This window comes from Ruminococcus sp. RTP21484sp1_RTP21277st1_D2_RTP21277_210401, from assembly GCF_040924225.1.
GTDB lineage: Bacteria > Bacillota > Clostridia > Lachnospirales > Lachnospiraceae > Blautia_A > Blautia_A faecis.
Genome location: NZ_JBCOMJ010000001.1, coordinates 148,418 through 162,429, shown reverse-complemented (window position 1 = coordinate 162,429; position 14,012 = coordinate 148,418). Strand labels below are relative to the sequence as shown.

Here is a 14,012-nt window from a genome sequence, read left to right as displayed (position 1 = left end):
TTGATAGAATGACAGATATGGAGAAAAAAGTTATGGTTCGGCTGTGTGCGAAAATCCTTTCAGAAACAGATTTGTATGATACAGATATAGAAGTACGCAATCTAATTGACTGGATATGTGTGTCGGAGCAGATAAAATCAAACAATAACGAGATACGAAGTATAACCGGGGAATATAAGCGGATAGAGCCGGATTGCCGGGAGGGAGTGCGGACGCAGTTGGAGCACATGAAGTCACTCTGTAAAGAACGTGAGAGCTTGTATGAGAAGCAGAATGATTTGAAAGGGCAGAAGCAGAAAATCGAGAGAGCATTGGAACGGTAGGGATTTGGGGTATGGCGGCGGCTGTGCCCCTTATTTCTTGTGGCAAAATTGCTGATAATATGCTAAAATCAAAGAGCAGAGATAAAAACACAACGTAAGGGATAACATCTCTTATAGAGCCGGTAGGTAGTCCGGCCGCACCGTTTTGGTGTAAGTAGCCCTCCCTCCTTGGGTCGTCCGTTCTTTGTTCAGTACAATTTTTAAGGAGGAATTGTCATGGACAAAGTATCAGGCAGATTGACAGTATTTTTTGAGGAACCATTCTGGATAGGTGTGTTTGAACGCATATCGGAGGGGAAATTATCTGTATGCAAGGTTACGTTTGGGGCGGAGCCGAAAGATTATGAGGTATACGATTTTGTTTTGAGAAATTACTATCGACTGAAATTTAGTCCGGCTGTGGCAACTGATGTAAAAGAAGCTGTTCGCAATCCGAAACGGGTACAGAGAGAAGTGCGGAAACAGGTACAGAATACCGGGATCGGCACGAAGTCGCAACAGGCTTTGAAATTACAGCAGGAGCAGTTAAAAACTGAACGTAAGACTGTGAGCCGGGAACAACGGGAAGCAGAGAAACAGCGGCAGTTTGAACTGAAACAGCAGAAAAGGAAAAAGAAGCATAGGGGCAGGTAATACCTGTTCCTATCTTTCTACAGAAGCATTTGAGATAGGGGGATTCCATATGGAAAATTATTTGCCGTACATAGTATCAGTAGTTTGTGCTTTGATTTCTGGCTTTGCAAGTTATGCTGTTGCAAGAAAGCAGAGCAGAGAGGATATTAAAAAACTTGAAAAGACTTATGAGTTGGACTTGGAAAAGGAAAAAGAAAAGCATAAAATGGAAATTGATAAATTGCAGTTAGAACATAAGAATCAATTAGAGTTGCAACAAAAACAGTTTGAAAATCAATTAGGTAGTGATATGATGAATACGCTTATCTCTGAGGCGATGAAGATGCCAGAGGTAAAAAGACAAATTTCGCAAGGCATGAATACAGCAGGTAATAAAAGACGGTAATTTTTTTACTGTGGGATAAGTATATATTAGTGGTCCTTAGCATATAATTTTAATGGAAAGCTCTATTGACTTTCCTCTTTGCGCTTGCTAGAATGTAGGTACAAAGAAAGTTTACCACTGACCGATATGTGGTATATAAATGGTCGGGTTGAAAGTTTACCGCTGACCGATATGCGGTATATAAATGGTTGGGTCGAAAGTATAGTCCTTCGCCGCAAGGCGAGGGACTTTTCCGTAATGAGGACAGGCAAATGAAGAAAACAGGCTTTTACATTATCAAGGATAAATTTTTTGAAGATATGCCAGATCCGTATCTCAAAGGAAATAAGGCAGGAAACAGACCACATTATTACTGCCTTGAAGATACAAGTACCGGGATATATTGGATGATACCATTGTCTAGCCGCATTGACAAATACAGACGGATTATGGAGAAAAAAGAAAAAAACGGGAAATCTTGCGACATTCTTCATATCGTCAAACTGGACGACAGCCGGGAGAGCGCATTTCTGATACAAGATATGTTTCCGATAACAGAAGAATACATAGAACGGGAATATACAATCGCCGGAAATCATCTGATGTTGACGAGTGAGCATACCGCCAGAGAGATTGAGCAAAAAGCGAGAAAAGTTATGGGGATGTTGAAGCGAGGTATTAAGTTTACTCCAACGCAGCCGGACGTTATGGCGATATTAGAGAAGTTGAGGGAGCGCGAGACCGTTTCAAGTTTTGTGTAAACGTTAAAAACTGATATAAGATTTGTGAATAGTTACAATGGGCAGAGCCGATTTTCCGGATTCTGCCCATATCTGCATTATACAGTAGTTTTTAGGCATGTCAATAAAACCTGCCTAAAATTGACTGCTTTACAGGTTCCGCCCTGCCAGACGTTCTTCAAAATAAATTTCAAGCTGGGAATGGATCTGTCCCCAGTCCTGCCTGTGTCCGGTCCATTTTTTCGTGATATCCATGGTTGCCAGATACAGCATTTTCAAAAGGCTGTCATCCGACGGAAATACCGCCTTGCTTTTAGTCACTTTCCGGAGCTGGCGGTTGAATCCTTCAATGGCATTTGTGGTATAAATCAGCCGTCTTACTGCCTCCGGATATTTGAAATAAGTGGACAGGGTTGCCCAATTATCATGCCAGGATTTATAGATTTTTGGGTACTTGGAATCCCATTTATCCTTGAACAGTTCCAGTTCATTTAAAGCGGTTTCTTCCGTCGGAGCTGCATATACAAGCTTCAGATCAGCCATCAGTTTTTTGATGTCTTTGTATGAAACAAACTTCGTTGAATTACGGATCTGATGGATGATACACTGCTGAATCTCTGTTTTTGGATAAACAGCCTCGATTGCCTGTGGAAATCCATTTAAACCATCAACGCATGCAATCAGGATATCCTCAACGCCTCTGTTTTTTAATCCATTCATGATAGAAAGCCAGAACTTTGCACTTTCGTTTTCTCCAACATACATTCCAAGAACATCTTTTTTCCCATTCATATCGATACCAAGGGCAATGTAAACCGCACGTTTTACAATACGTCCTTCACTGCGGACGTGATAGTGGATTGCATCCATAAATACTACAGCATACACTTCTTCCAAAGGGCGTTCCTGCCATTCTTTTACAATCGGCAGGATTTTGTCTGTGATCCGGCTGATTGTGCTGTCAGAAATATCAATATCGTATAATTCACGCATGTGGGATTCAATGTCTCCAGTTGTCATTCCCTTGGCATACATGGAAAGTATTTTTTCTTCCATGTCCTGAGTTACGGTATTCTGATATTTTTTAATCAGCTGAGGTTCATAATCACCATTACGATCCCTTGGGATTGCCACATCCATATCTCCATAACTGGTGTGCATGGTTTTGCTGGAATGTCCATTTCTACTATTGTCTGTTTCTTTGTTTCGATAGTCATACTTGGAATATCCTAATTCTTCATCCAGTTCTTCATCCAAAGCACCTTCCAAAATGACAGACATCATGTCACGCATGATGCTGTTAACATCGGTGCCATCTTTGATGCTGATATCATTATTTTTCAGATAGTCACGCATCATTTCTCTCATTGCAGCTTTTTGTGGGCTGTCTTTTCTTCTTGCCATAAAAATAACCTCCAAACTGAGTAATTTTATCTTACATCAGTTTGGAGGTTTACACAAACTTTAGGATACTCCCGGGAGCGCCGATAGCTTTTCCTTATTGGTGTAATAATTACATGGTGCTAGCACCATGTAGATAGAGCAATTAAGGAGAAATATTCGTGATACCCGTATGATACCTGTTTGATCGGAAACTATGAATAAAGCGTGAAATTTGGATATTATGAATATAAAAATCTGCAAAAGACAATTATATATTTAACGATTATGTTATGATTACAGGGAGTTTGAATAAAAAGGTAAATCCCTACAAAGCTTGTATTTATAGGCTTTGTAGGGATTTTTTAGATGCCGATGGGTACGATTTGGGTACAAATTGTAGTTATTCTTTTTTTATTGATTCATTTGCAATCGTACTTTTGGGGGCAATACCCGTATATTCACCGATTTCTTCTACCGTGGGATGTATTACGATACCTTTTAGCTCCAATTTTTTTACAGATAATCCCATAAACAAGTTTTGGTTTTTATATGATAATAAAATTTCATAATCTTCATTTGTGATATCTGTTTCACCATGCATGGATTCATTGCGAAATTTATATAGGGCATCAAGTGCCTTGTAAAGTCGAAAGGGAACATATTCAAGTTCGATTCCACGTTTTTTTACAAAATTTTTCATGTCATACCAATTATAGTGCTTATTCTCAGTGTTTGGCAATTTAGAAAGCTGAATAATAATGTTAACTTCTCGTTCTATGATGGATAAATATTGTTTCATTAGTATACTGGGTGCTATTGTAAAGCGTTCGTCTTTAGTGTAATATTCTTTTTCAATTACATCAGCCGATACTAAATCCAAAATAGAAGATTTTTCAAGTCCTGCATATTGAGTAAGGTATAACATATATAAGTCATTTATTTTATTGATACTATGCCAATCAACCAATATAACATCAGGCTTTGTTTCAACTAGGGTAAGTGTAATGTCAATAACAGTATCATAGATATCTACAGTTATATCGATGGTTGATATATGCTGATTTAGGCCTTTGGAAATGATACAATAAGCAGAAATCAAAAAAGCATTCATTGCTGTATAACAGCAGGAAACAAAATCACTCTTCCAAAGGTATTCATGATAATTACTTTGAATAAGTTCATGTAGTACATATCTTTCAATATCTGAAAGTGGTTCTAAATCTTTGTGCTGTGCTATTTTTGCTGGAGCAATAAATTTTAAATAATTTTGATATTCATTATGAGATAAACTAGCCCTTAAAAGTGTTTGGATATGAGTGATAATCATTTTATCATCTTTTGAATCACGTTTTAATAAGGCAACAATCTGTTCAATTATACAAAGGACAAAACTTCGCTCTCCATTCAAAGGATTAGATTTTCCAATAATTTCGTCTGTGTAATCAAAAAACATTTCATGAGTGATACTATCTATTTCATCAGATGAAATATGTATGAATTTCATTTTATTCATATTGATTCCTTTCCAAATAAAGTATTAGGTTAATCTTTGATGCTTGATCCAATCTTATCCATAACTTCATCATGTGCCTTCTGAATCTTTAGTCGTTCCTGCCACGGCTCTGACTCCGGATAAATATCCATCCAAAGATTAAAGTTAGCCTCTGCTTTGAGCAGAGCTTCCCCACGTTTCTTAACATCTTTGATTTCATTGCATTTCTCGACTTCTTCCATATATTCTTCATAGCGGTCTAACCAAGATCGCATCAAAGACAATGTTCCAAAGCTGATTCCAACCATATCGTTTCCATCTTTATCCTGGCATTCAAAGAGTTGTCCGTCATATTGACGGAATATCTGAAAAAGTCTGTGTATGGCTTTAATACCATCAAAATCAGAGTTTGCCAGTACTTCGGGATTGACAGATAAAGCGTCTGCTATTTTTTCAAGGGAGGATGGCTTGGGATTTCTTCTGCCGCTCTCGTAGGCGCGAATGTAGGCTTCACTTGCACCAACCATTTCTCCTAATTGTCTTTGGGTAAGATTACGTTCCTGTCGGATACGTCTTATGTTTTCCCCGACTGTCATAAAAACATGCCTCCTGCTCTAAAGCTATTTTTTGTGAAACTGTTCAATATCAAATATAGGATAACACACAAGAAGAAAAAAATAAAGCAAAAAGATATTGACACGAAACAAAAGTTACGATAATATAAAAACGCAACAAAATGATACTATACAGAAACGATTAAAAAACAAGGAGGAAAAAACATGGATGAAAAAATCTATTATAGTGCAGAGGATATTGCAAAAATGCTTGGTGTAAGCATGGGGAAATCATACAAAATCCTTAGAGAAATGAATAAGGATTTGGCAAGCAAGGGGTTTCTCACAATTGCCGGAAAGATTCCAGTGGAGTATTTTAAGGAAAAATGGTATGGCGGAGCAAAGGAGGTAAGTGCATGAGCTGTAATGCGAAGAAAGATCCGAATGGTACATGGCGGATACAGTATCGCTGGACAGATTGGACAGGAACCAAAAAGAAATCACAGAAAAGGGGTTTTAAGACAAAGAAAGAGGCAGAAGAATGGTATGCACATTTCATGCTGCAGCAATCGTCGGATCCGACAATGACGTTAGCTGATTTCTGGGAGATTTATAAGGCAGATATGGAAAAACGCTTACGAAAAACTACTATGAAGCAGAAAGAGTATGTAATGAATGACAAGGTGTTGCCATACTTCGGGAAGACTCCAATTAACGAAATCACAGCCCCCATGATACGCAAATGGCAGGGAGAACTGATAGAAAAAGGGTTTAAGCCTACCTATCTGAAAACAATACATAATCAGCTTAGTGCGATTTTGAATTATGCGGTGAATTTCTATGATCTGCGTTCCAATCCCTGCCGTAAAGCCGGAAGCATGGGAAAGAGCAAAGCGGATGAAAGACCATACTGGACTCTTGAGGAATTTCAGAAGTTTTCAGATGCAATTATGGATAAGCAGGATTCTTGGATTGGTTTTCAGATTTTATTTTGGACGGGTATGCGGATAGGAGAATTGTTGGCGTTACAGGTGAAAGACATTGATTTTGAACAGGGAACCTTAACGGTTGACGAATCTCTAACAAGGCTTGATGGAGAAGATTTGATTACAGCACCAAAGACGGAAAGTTCGGTTCGTGTGATTACGATACATAAGGAATTGCAGGATGAGATAAAGGAATACATTGCGACATTATATCATGTGAGACCGGGCACACGTCTTTTTGCCGGACGGACAAAGAGCTTCTTTGAGCATGAAATGGAGCGTGGAATTAAGTTGTCTGGGGTAAAGAAAATTACAGTTCATTGTATCCGCCACAGTCATGCAAGTATGCTTGTGCAGATGGGATTCAGCCCGGTTGAGATTGCAAAGCGATTAGGACATGGAAAGGTTACAACTACGATTGAAACCTATTGTCATCAGTCTATGGATGCGCAGGAAAAAATTGCAGATAGGCTTGGAAAAGTGGAAAGAGGTGAGGAGAGTGGCTTGTAAACGAGAGGACAGGTTCCGGCATAATACAATTGCCTTTTGGCTGAGTGACGAAGAGAAAAATCAGGTGGAAGCGAAGATTGTTTTATCAGGGATATCCAAAGGGGAATATTACAGGAAAGCAGTATTGGGGCAGGAAGTAACGGTCATTGCTGGAAACTATATGTCGGTCAGGGTGGCAAAAGTATTGGAGCAGATATTGATACATTTGCAGGATGGCAATACAGAAGAGGAGGGATTGTTGCTGGAGCTGGTAAAACAATTGCTTGAAGCGAATAAAAATGCCCCTGCTGGTAACAAGGGCATCTATGAATAAAAAGGATAAAGCCTTTCTATCCAACACACACATTTATTATAGCAAAGGCTTTCTCCGGAGGAAAGGAGAAAATTGCATATTGAATATTTTTTCAGAGGTAAAAGAGTATCTGACGGCGAAGCAGGCAGCGGAAAACTATGGTCTGCAGGTTAGAAGAAATGGGATAGCCTGTTGCCCTTTTCATGATGATAAGCACCCAAGTATGAAGATAGATATCAATTATCATTGTTTTGCATGTGGTGCAGGAGGAGATGTAATTGATTATGTTTCACGAATGTTTGGACTATCACAATATGGTGCGGCACGAAAACTGATTGATGATTTTTGCCTTCCAATAGAGATTAAAGGGAATAAGGAGTTAAGCGCAAAAGAAAAGGAGCACATTCGCAGAGAAAAGGCAGAGCGCAACAGAATCATACAGATTAAGGAACGTTTTCAAAGATGGTGTAATCAGAGCATTGAACTTCTAAAAAGCAGATTAGCGGAAATAGAACAGGTTGGACTTTTTCTAATGGGAAAGCCACCAGATATTATTTTTTCAGAGGACTATGCACAGATGCTTCATGCAGAGCCGATTATGAATTACTGGCTGGATATTTTATGCATGGGTAGTACAGAGGATAAACAGGAACTTTTTATAAAAGGCAGGAAAGAGGTGGAAGAGGTTGCAGAGAGAGTCAGAATCAGAAGACAACATATCATGGAACGAAATCGGGGAAGTGCTTGATTCTGAAATGAGTACAGTGGAGGATATTCGGGCAGATTTAGCAAGAAATGATAAAGGCAATTCCTGTCAGACAATCAATAATTGCATGCTCGTATTTCATCGTGATCCTTTGCTGAAGGGGTCAATCAGAAAAAATGAACTGTCCGGAAAGATTGATATTGTTGGTAATCTCGGATGGCAACGTACGTCTTCCAGCTTAACGGATACGGATGTGTATCAGATACACTGGTACTTGGAAAAGAACTATGGTCTGAAAAATGACCGCAACATCAACAAAGCAATGAACATTGTGGCAAGTGAAAACAGATATCATCCCATTCGAGATTATCTGGAGAAGCTGAAATGGGATGGACAACCTCGAATAGATAATCTTTTGCCCAGGTATCTGGGTGCTGATTGTGATGATTATACAAAAGAAATCATGCGACTTTTCATGCTTGCAGCTATCCATAGGGTGTATGAGCCGGGATGTAAGTTTGAAATTATGGTGTGTCTTGTGGGAGGGCAGGGGGCAGGAAAGTCTACTTTCTTCCGGTTCCTAGCCATCAATGATGAGTGGTTCTCGGATGATTTGAAACGGATGGATGATGATAATGTCTACCGGAAGATGCAGGGACACTGGATTATTGAGATGTCGGAAATGATGGCAACGGTTAATGCCAAGAGCATAGAGGATATTAAGTCTTTTATCAGCAGGCAGAAGGAAACCTATAAAATTCCCTATGAGACGCATCCGGAGGACAGACCAAGGCAATGCGTTTTTGTCGGAACTTCTAACAATATGGACTTTCTGCCCCTTGACCGTACTGGAAACCGGAGATTTGCACCGGTATTGGTGCATCCGGAATGGGTAGAAAAGCACATTCTTGAGGATGAAAAGGAATCTAGGGAATACATACGTCAGGCATGGGCGGAAGCGATGGAACTATATCGGAACGGTTTTCATGAATTAAAACTATCTGGGAAAACGGAAGAGTACTTAAAGGAGATGCAGAAGGATTTTATGCCAGAGGATGCAAAGGTGGGAATAATACAGAACTGGCTGGATGAACTGGCAGAGGATTATGTATGCAGCATTATGATTTACAAGGAAGCATTTTCTCACGAGTATGACACACCAAAGGATTGGGAACTGAAAGAAATCAATAATGTCATGAACCATAGCATTGTCGGGTGGGAAAAAATTTCTTCCCACAGATTTGCCGGATATGGCACACAAAGAGGGTGGCGCAGGGTGGCAGGTAAAAATGAGTTTCAGAATCTGCCGGAGGATGTGGTAATACCTTTTGAGGAAAGATAAAAGTTTTTTAGGCTGCGTTTACAAATTCTGTTTACAGGCGTTCGTTTACGGAAATGTAAACAATCAGGTTTACGAAAGAATGCAGTAAAATTAAGGATTTGAGGATTTGTAAACCGTGTAAACGGAAATTATTTAAAAGAGTATTTGTAAACAAACCGTGTAAACGAGCATGTAAATCAGGACAATTAGGAGGACATTTTAATGGAGAAAAATTATATTCAGAACAACGGAAAAGCAAAAGGAAAAATTTATATCGGTTTAGATCATGGGTATGGGAATATCAAGACCGCCCACAGAGTATTTACAACCGGAGTGGAAGCGTATGATGAGGAACCGATTGTCAGTACCAACTTTGTAAAATATCGGGATAAATATTATGTGATTGGAGAAAGCCACTTGGTATATCAGGGAAACAAAACGGATTCCGATGATTTTTATATTTTGACTTTGGCAGGACTGGCAGAGGAACTGAAATTCCGAGGGTTGCATGAGGCAGAGGTGGTGCTTGCGGCAGGACTTCCACTTGCGTGGGTAAAATCACAAGCAGCCGATTGGAGAGCATATCTGATGCAGGAAAAGGAACTGGATTTTATGTTCCAAAAGGAACGCTACAAGGTGCATCTGTGTGGAGTGGAAATTTTTCCACAAGGATTGGCGGCTGTTCATAATCAGGGTGCAATGCCGGGAATGAATATGCTGGTGGATATTGGCAACGGAACCATGAGCATTCTCGAAATTCATGATGGCAGACCGATTGAAAAGAGTATTAGCATAGAAGTATTCGGGGTACATCAGTGCATGGAGAAAATTAAAAAAGAATTATCCAAGCGAAGCGGTGTGGAAGTGCCGGAAATGTTAATAGAACCTCTGCTTAGAAATGGCATAGGCGAAAGAAGTGATGGTTACAAAACGAATTGCGGAAAGCTATATAGAGGAAATTATGAAAAAGTTGGTGGCACATGGCTATAAGGAAGATCTGGTTCATCTCTATATCATTGGCGGTGGTGGTTGTCTGCTGAGAAACTTTTCTTATTTGACAGAAAAGCAAAATGTAACTGTCATTTCCGATATTTGTGCAAATGCAAAAGGGTATGAGGCGTTGGCAGAAATGAAGCAGCGTATGAAAGGAAAAACTGCATGAAAAAAACTTATAAATCAAGCAATGTACGCTTTTGCATGGAGGATGAGAACCAACGTCGGACTTGGGAGTATCTACAGAGTTTAACCCGTAAGGACAGCTCCTATGGAAAGGCACTTTCAGATGCCTTTGTATTAGTTTTGGATGGCAGGGTATCTAACGGGGAGACAGGAGAAGTGGAGGAGCACTGCTTCTACGCAGGGGAGCTTGAGAAAACTTCAAGGGAAGGAAATGTTCCAAACGGAAAGATTCTTTCGGAGGAAGTTTTTCATGACGGGCTGAAAGTGGCGGCGGAACATATTGAGGAAAGCGTTGCAGAACGAATTATGGATATGCAAAGAGCGATTATAAGGCAGTTGGCGAAGGAACTTGGTGAACAAGCCCTTAGAACTGTTTCTGTCGAGAATACGCCTTACAGAGAGTCGTATGAGGAAGAAACGGAGCAAGTGCCGGAGACGGATATGTCGGATGCAATGATGTCAATGGCGCTTGCAATGGGTGAATAGGCGGTACCGAAAATGGGAACCCATTTTGGCGATTGGTATTCACTTACAAAGTGAAAGCCTATGATACGGTACCGAAAGCATTTTTTTCGGTACCGTCACCCATAGCGAATGACGGCGCATTTTGCCGGAATGAGCAGTCTATCGGAATGTATTTTTCGATAGACTATGCCACTTCACAAGTGGCATCAGCCTCGCAGAGCGCCTACCTTTGATGCGTAGTGTCAAAGGTAATAAGGCGTTACTTTTGACAAAAGTAACAAAACCATAGTTAGCTGGCACGCAAAAAGGAAAGAAGGTGAGAGTATTGGGAGCAAAAACAATTTCTTTCCCAAAAGGGAAAGGGCATCTTACACATAATAATCGAGATTTTATCAGCAAGAATGTGGTACCCGAACGGACCTATTGGAACCGGATTTATATGCAGGAATCATTAGAAGAAGCATATGAAAAATGTTTTGGGCAGGCACTTATGGATTATAATGCAGCGCAAAAGCGTAAAGACAGGAGAAAAGAAAATTATCTGAAGGAGATAGAAAATTCCGGTAATAAGGAAAAGACATTCTATGAAAATATTGTTCAGATAGGGAAAAAGGAAGATACTCCTGTAGTGGATGAAAACGGTAATCTGACGGAGGAAGCAAAGATAGCCACCGAAATATTGGAGCAGTATGCAAAAACATTTCAGGAACGAAATCCGAACTTATATCTGTTTAATTGTGTCATGCATTTGGATGAAGCAACACCACATTTGCACATTGATTATATTCCGGTGGCGCATGGATATAAAACAGGCATGGAAACACGCAACAGTCTTACCAAGGCATTACAGCAGATGGGTTTTGCAAAGGCAGTCAGTAAAAAGGAAAATGAAACAGTAGCGTGGCAAAAAAGAGAACGAGCCTATTTGACGGAGCTTTGCAAGGAGAAAGGTATTGAGATAGAGGTGCTTGGAATACAGAGGGATAATCTTAGTTTGCCGGAGTATAAAGCTGCAATGAGAGAAGTGGAGACACTGGAACAACAGGCGGAGAAAATAGAGATACATAACAGAGAGCTTGCTTTACAAGCCGAGGAACTTGCAAAACAGGTTGACGCATTGGAAGAAAGGGATAAAAGCAATCAGGAATTTCTTGCAAAGCATGATTTGAGAGCATCTACTTTAAAGGTTATTTCAAAGGAAGCGGATGCGGAAACCAAGAGCATGAAAAGTGTTGCAGTTCCGGTTAATAATTTGTTTGGCGGAGAGGAGTACGTCAAGGTAAAGAAAAGTGATTGGAATAAGATTATGGATGCTTTCAGCCGGGCAGTATCAAGAAATCATTTATTGGAAAAATATGAAAAGAAAATATTTGCTTTGGAGAAGAAAACAGCAACCCTTACTGACCAGATTGAGAAGCTAAAGAAGTTTGTGGCATCAAGAGGTCTTGGAGAGGTGTTTGCAGAGTTTGTAAAATCGCTGACACCAAAATCCTTCAAGCAAAAACTGGAAGAGAAGAAAGCGGATGCAGAGGAGCAGAATCGACAGAGAAAGACAACACAACAGAAAGTGCCGGATAAAAAGAAAAAATTACAGCAGGAAATGTGAATTTGGAGAAAGTGAGGAATGGAACATGAATTTGACTTATGAGAAATGTGGAGATTATTTGATACCTAATTTAATACCTGATCCGGAGCCGGACGGAGAACTGAGAAAGTTCGGATTGATGCGGAAACAATATCTGAAAGAAAATAAGAGTGGCATCTATCAGGGGATGATTCTAAGTGGGAAACTAAAGGAACATCTGCTCATGGTGCAGGAGCAGGCAGAATTACAGTTTGATGTGCTGGTGGAGCAAATGGCACAACGTGAGGGAGTGACAGAACAGCTGAAAGAAGAAAATCAGATGCTTTGGGTGCAGAGGATGAATAATATCCGGGCGAGGGCAGAGGAGATTGTAAGAGCCTCCTCGATTTTTCACATTTAGATGCCATTTTTCTGTATGGATTGTTTATAAAATTCAATTTTGTTGTCTAGGTTTTGCAGATACTCTTCCCATTTCATCTTCTGATCTAATACATATTGCCTATGTGATTGAAGGATATTCAAGCGTTCTGGCATTGTGCTTTTACCATGATACCGTAAGTCAGAGTATAGTTGGATATCCTTTAGGAGCATGCCGGTTTCTTTTAGGCGTCGGATAAATTTAATCCACTCAATATCGCTTTCTTCATAATTACGTCTGCCATTTTTATCACGTGATACTCTTATCAGTCCTTTTTTCTCATAGTAACGCAGTGTGCTTTCAGGAAGATTTGTCTTTTCTGATATTTCGCCTATTGTCATATTGTCACCTCAAAAAAGTTCTTGACTTAAACTATGGTTTAAGTAATATTCTCTAAATTATAAAACATTTAGGAGGTAAAAGCAAATGGAACAGACACGTTTTGAACAAGGAATTGAACAGTTAAGAAAAATTGACGGGATAGGAGGTGAAAATGTTATAAAGTCACTTGAGGATGTCGCCCCGGCTGTAGGCAAATATATAATTGAGTTTGCTTTTGGTGATATCTATCCAAGAGAGGTGCTTAGTCTGCAAGAAAGAGAAATGATTACTATAACAAGTTTATTAACAGCAGGTGGATGTGAGCCGCAGTTAGAAGTACATATAAATGGTTCTTTAAATGTTGGAATTGCTCCGGAAAAAATTATTGAAACATTTATCCAGTGTATTCCTTATACAGGATTTCCGAAGGTATTAAATGCCATTTTTGTGGCAAAAAAGATTTTTGCAGAACGAGGGATAACTTTTGCAAAATAGTTTATATACAGATTTGTGAAAGTTGGTTATTAATCTAATAAAATAAGCAGCGGTCTGTAATAAGGAAAATACAGAACACTGCTTATTTTATGCACTAATCAGAATAAGGGATTTTATAATCAGGATAAAGATATATGGTTCCATGTTATTATTGTTGGAAAGGAATAGATTGAAACTGTTAGAAGATACGGTGTAAAAGGCGAATGTGAAAAAATAACTGGTGGTTAAAAAAATGTAAAAATGAG

General features: G+C 39.5%; 19 protein-coding genes. 15 read left to right on the top strand and 4 right to left on the bottom strand.

Annotated elements, in window-relative coordinates; translation table 11 throughout:
• Positions 1-8 precede the first annotated feature (8 nt).
• The 4 genes from AB5706_RS00825 to cptIN all read left to right on the top strand — a co-directional run bounded on the left by AB5706_RS00825 (position 9) and on the right by cptIN (position 2,081).
• Positions 9-323 (top strand): hypothetical protein, encoded by a 315-nt coding sequence (locus AB5706_RS00825; RefSeq protein ID WP_118600130.1) that lies wholly within the window; start codon positions 9-11, stop codon positions 321-323.
• A gap of 216 nt (positions 324-539) precedes the next feature.
• The gene (locus AB5706_RS00820) at positions 540-956 is read left to right on the top strand and encodes a YjdF family protein (RefSeq protein ID WP_368365654.1); all 417 of its coding nucleotides are present in this window, start codon (positions 540-542) and stop codon (positions 954-956) included.
• A 49-nt stretch (positions 957-1,005) separates the two neighbouring features.
• The gene (locus AB5706_RS00815) at positions 1,006-1,341 is read left to right on the top strand and encodes a hypothetical protein (protein WP_118640012.1); all 336 of its coding nucleotides are present in this window, start codon (positions 1,006-1,008) and stop codon (positions 1,339-1,341) included.
• 251 nt (positions 1,342-1,592) lie between these two features.
• The gene (gene cptIN / locus AB5706_RS00810; RefSeq protein ID WP_368365653.1) at positions 1,593-2,081 is read left to right on the top strand and encodes a type III toxin-antitoxin system CptIN family toxin; all 489 of its coding nucleotides are present in this window, start codon (positions 1,593-1,595) and stop codon (positions 2,079-2,081) included.
• A gap of 129 nt (positions 2,082-2,210) precedes the next feature.
• Here cptIN and AB5706_RS00805 read toward each other — a convergent pair whose 3' ends face one another.
• The 3 genes from AB5706_RS00805 to AB5706_RS00795 all read right to left on the bottom strand — a co-directional run bounded on the left by AB5706_RS00805 (position 2,211) and on the right by AB5706_RS00795 (position 5,531).
• Positions 2,211-3,428, bottom strand: coding sequence for an IS256 family transposase (locus AB5706_RS00805; RefSeq protein WP_177284388.1), 1,218 nt, complete (start codon positions 3,426-3,428; stop codon positions 2,211-2,213).
• 415 nt (positions 3,429-3,843) lie between these two features.
• Positions 3,844-4,956 (bottom strand): hypothetical protein, encoded by a 1,113-nt coding sequence (locus AB5706_RS00800; RefSeq protein WP_173773040.1) that lies wholly within the window; start codon positions 4,954-4,956, stop codon positions 3,844-3,846.
• 29 nt (positions 4,957-4,985) lie between these two features.
• Positions 4,986-5,531 (bottom strand): helix-turn-helix domain-containing protein, encoded by a 546-nt coding sequence (locus AB5706_RS00795; protein WP_173773041.1) that lies wholly within the window; start codon positions 5,529-5,531, stop codon positions 4,986-4,988.
• A gap of 183 nt (positions 5,532-5,714) precedes the next feature.
• On the opposite strand from AB5706_RS00795, the gene AB5706_RS00790 reads away from it, so the two are divergent.
• The 10 genes from AB5706_RS00790 (at position 5,715) to AB5706_RS00745 (ending at position 12,933) form a co-directional block, all read left to right on the top strand.
• The gene (locus AB5706_RS00790; protein WP_173773042.1) at positions 5,715-5,909 is read left to right on the top strand and encodes an ICEBs1 excisionase; all 195 of its coding nucleotides are present in this window, start codon (positions 5,715-5,717) and stop codon (positions 5,907-5,909) included.
• Positions 5,906-6,985, top strand: a complete 1,080-nt coding sequence (locus AB5706_RS00785) for a site-specific integrase (RefSeq protein WP_173773043.1) — start codon at positions 5,906-5,908, stop codon at positions 6,983-6,985. The genes AB5706_RS00790 and AB5706_RS00785 overlap by 4 nt, the downstream gene beginning before the upstream one ends.
• Positions 6,975-7,298 carry a plasmid mobilization protein gene (locus AB5706_RS00780; RefSeq protein WP_173773044.1) on the top strand — a complete coding sequence of 108 codons (324 nt, stop codon included), beginning with the start codon at positions 6,975-6,977 and terminating at the stop codon, positions 7,296-7,298. Before AB5706_RS00785 ends, AB5706_RS00780 begins: the two co-directional genes overlap by 11 nt.
• Before the next feature lie 79 nt (positions 7,299-7,377).
• On the top strand, positions 7,378-8,025 hold the full coding sequence (locus AB5706_RS00775) for a CHC2 zinc finger domain-containing protein (protein ID WP_173773045.1): 648 nt from the start codon (positions 7,378-7,380) through the stop codon (positions 8,023-8,025).
• A gap of 7 nt (positions 8,026-8,032) precedes the next feature.
• Positions 8,033-9,325 (top strand): virulence-associated E family protein, encoded by a 1,293-nt coding sequence (locus AB5706_RS00770; RefSeq protein WP_173773068.1) that lies wholly within the window; start codon positions 8,033-8,035, stop codon positions 9,323-9,325.
• Positions 9,326-9,526: 201 nt separating this feature from the next.
• Positions 9,527-10,294 (top strand): ParM/StbA family protein, encoded by a 768-nt coding sequence (locus tag AB5706_RS00765; RefSeq protein ID WP_173773046.1) that lies wholly within the window; start codon positions 9,527-9,529, stop codon positions 10,292-10,294.
• The gene (locus tag AB5706_RS00760; RefSeq protein WP_173773047.1) at positions 10,266-10,466 is read left to right on the top strand and encodes a hypothetical protein; all 201 of its coding nucleotides are present in this window, start codon (positions 10,266-10,268) and stop codon (positions 10,464-10,466) included. Before AB5706_RS00765 ends, AB5706_RS00760 begins: the two co-directional genes overlap by 29 nt.
• Positions 10,463-10,969 (top strand): hypothetical protein, encoded by a 507-nt coding sequence (locus AB5706_RS00755; protein ID WP_173773048.1) that lies wholly within the window; start codon positions 10,463-10,465, stop codon positions 10,967-10,969. Before AB5706_RS00760 ends, AB5706_RS00755 begins: the two co-directional genes overlap by 4 nt.
• 304 nt (positions 10,970-11,273) lie before the next feature.
• Positions 11,274-12,554 (top strand): plasmid recombination protein, encoded by a 1,281-nt coding sequence (locus AB5706_RS00750; protein WP_173773049.1) that lies wholly within the window; start codon positions 11,274-11,276, stop codon positions 12,552-12,554.
• 25 nt (positions 12,555-12,579) lie between these two features.
• Positions 12,580-12,933, top strand: coding sequence for a TnpV protein (locus AB5706_RS00745; RefSeq protein ID WP_173773050.1), 354 nt, complete (start codon positions 12,580-12,582; stop codon positions 12,931-12,933).
• On the opposite strand, the gene AB5706_RS00740 is transcribed toward AB5706_RS00745, so the two are convergent.
• On the bottom strand, positions 12,930-13,292 hold the full coding sequence (locus AB5706_RS00740) for a MerR family transcriptional regulator (RefSeq protein ID WP_173773051.1): 363 nt from the start codon (positions 13,290-13,292) through the stop codon (positions 12,930-12,932). The genes AB5706_RS00745 and AB5706_RS00740 overlap by 4 nt on opposite strands.
• 85 nt (positions 13,293-13,377) lie before the next feature.
• On the opposite strand from AB5706_RS00740, the gene AB5706_RS00735 reads away from it, so the two are divergent.
• Positions 13,378-13,767, top strand: a complete 390-nt coding sequence (locus AB5706_RS00735; protein ID WP_173773052.1) for a carboxymuconolactone decarboxylase family protein — start codon at positions 13,378-13,380, stop codon at positions 13,765-13,767.
• Positions 13,768-14,012 lie beyond the last annotated feature (245 nt).

Coding starts and splice junctions, on each gene's coding strand:
- AB5706_RS00790 (WP_173773042.1), top strand. CDS start 5,715: ATGGATGAAAAAATCTATTATAGTGCAGAGGATATTGCAAAAATGCTT.
- AB5706_RS00765 (WP_173773046.1), top strand. CDS start 9,527: ATGGAGAAAAATTATATTCAGAACAACGGAAAAGCAAAAGGAAAAATT.
- AB5706_RS00755 (WP_173773048.1), top strand. CDS start 10,463: ATGAAAAAAACTTATAAATCAAGCAATGTACGCTTTTGCATGGAGGAT.
- AB5706_RS00815 (WP_118640012.1), top strand. CDS start 1,006: ATGGAAAATTATTTGCCGTACATAGTATCAGTAGTTTGTGCTTTGATT.
- AB5706_RS00760 (WP_173773047.1), top strand. CDS start 10,266: ATGAAAAAGTTGGTGGCACATGGCTATAAGGAAGATCTGGTTCATCTC.
- AB5706_RS00770 (WP_173773068.1), top strand. CDS start 8,033: ATGAGTACAGTGGAGGATATTCGGGCAGATTTAGCAAGAAATGATAAA.
- AB5706_RS00785 (WP_173773043.1), top strand. CDS start 5,906: ATGAGCTGTAATGCGAAGAAAGATCCGAATGGTACATGGCGGATACAG.
- AB5706_RS00740 (WP_173773051.1), bottom strand. CDS start 13,292: ATGACAATAGGCGAAATATCAGAAAAGACAAATCTTCCTGAAAGCACA.
- AB5706_RS00800 (WP_173773040.1), bottom strand. CDS start 4,956: ATGAATAAAATGAAATTCATACATATTTCATCTGATGAAATAGATAGT.
- cptIN (WP_368365653.1), top strand. CDS start 1,593: ATGAAGAAAACAGGCTTTTACATTATCAAGGATAAATTTTTTGAAGAT.
- AB5706_RS00805 (WP_177284388.1), bottom strand. CDS start 3,428: ATGAGAGAAATGATGCGTGACTATCTGAAAAATAATGATATCAGCATC.
- AB5706_RS00825 (WP_118600130.1), top strand. CDS start 9: ATGACAGATATGGAGAAAAAAGTTATGGTTCGGCTGTGTGCGAAAATC.
- AB5706_RS00745 (WP_173773050.1), top strand. CDS start 12,580: ATGAATTTGACTTATGAGAAATGTGGAGATTATTTGATACCTAATTTA.
- AB5706_RS00820 (WP_368365654.1), top strand. CDS start 540: ATGGACAAAGTATCAGGCAGATTGACAGTATTTTTTGAGGAACCATTC.
- AB5706_RS00735 (WP_173773052.1), top strand. CDS start 13,378: ATGGAACAGACACGTTTTGAACAAGGAATTGAACAGTTAAGAAAAATT.
- AB5706_RS00795 (WP_173773041.1), bottom strand. CDS start 5,531: ATGACAGTCGGGGAAAACATAAGACGTATCCGACAGGAACGTAATCTT.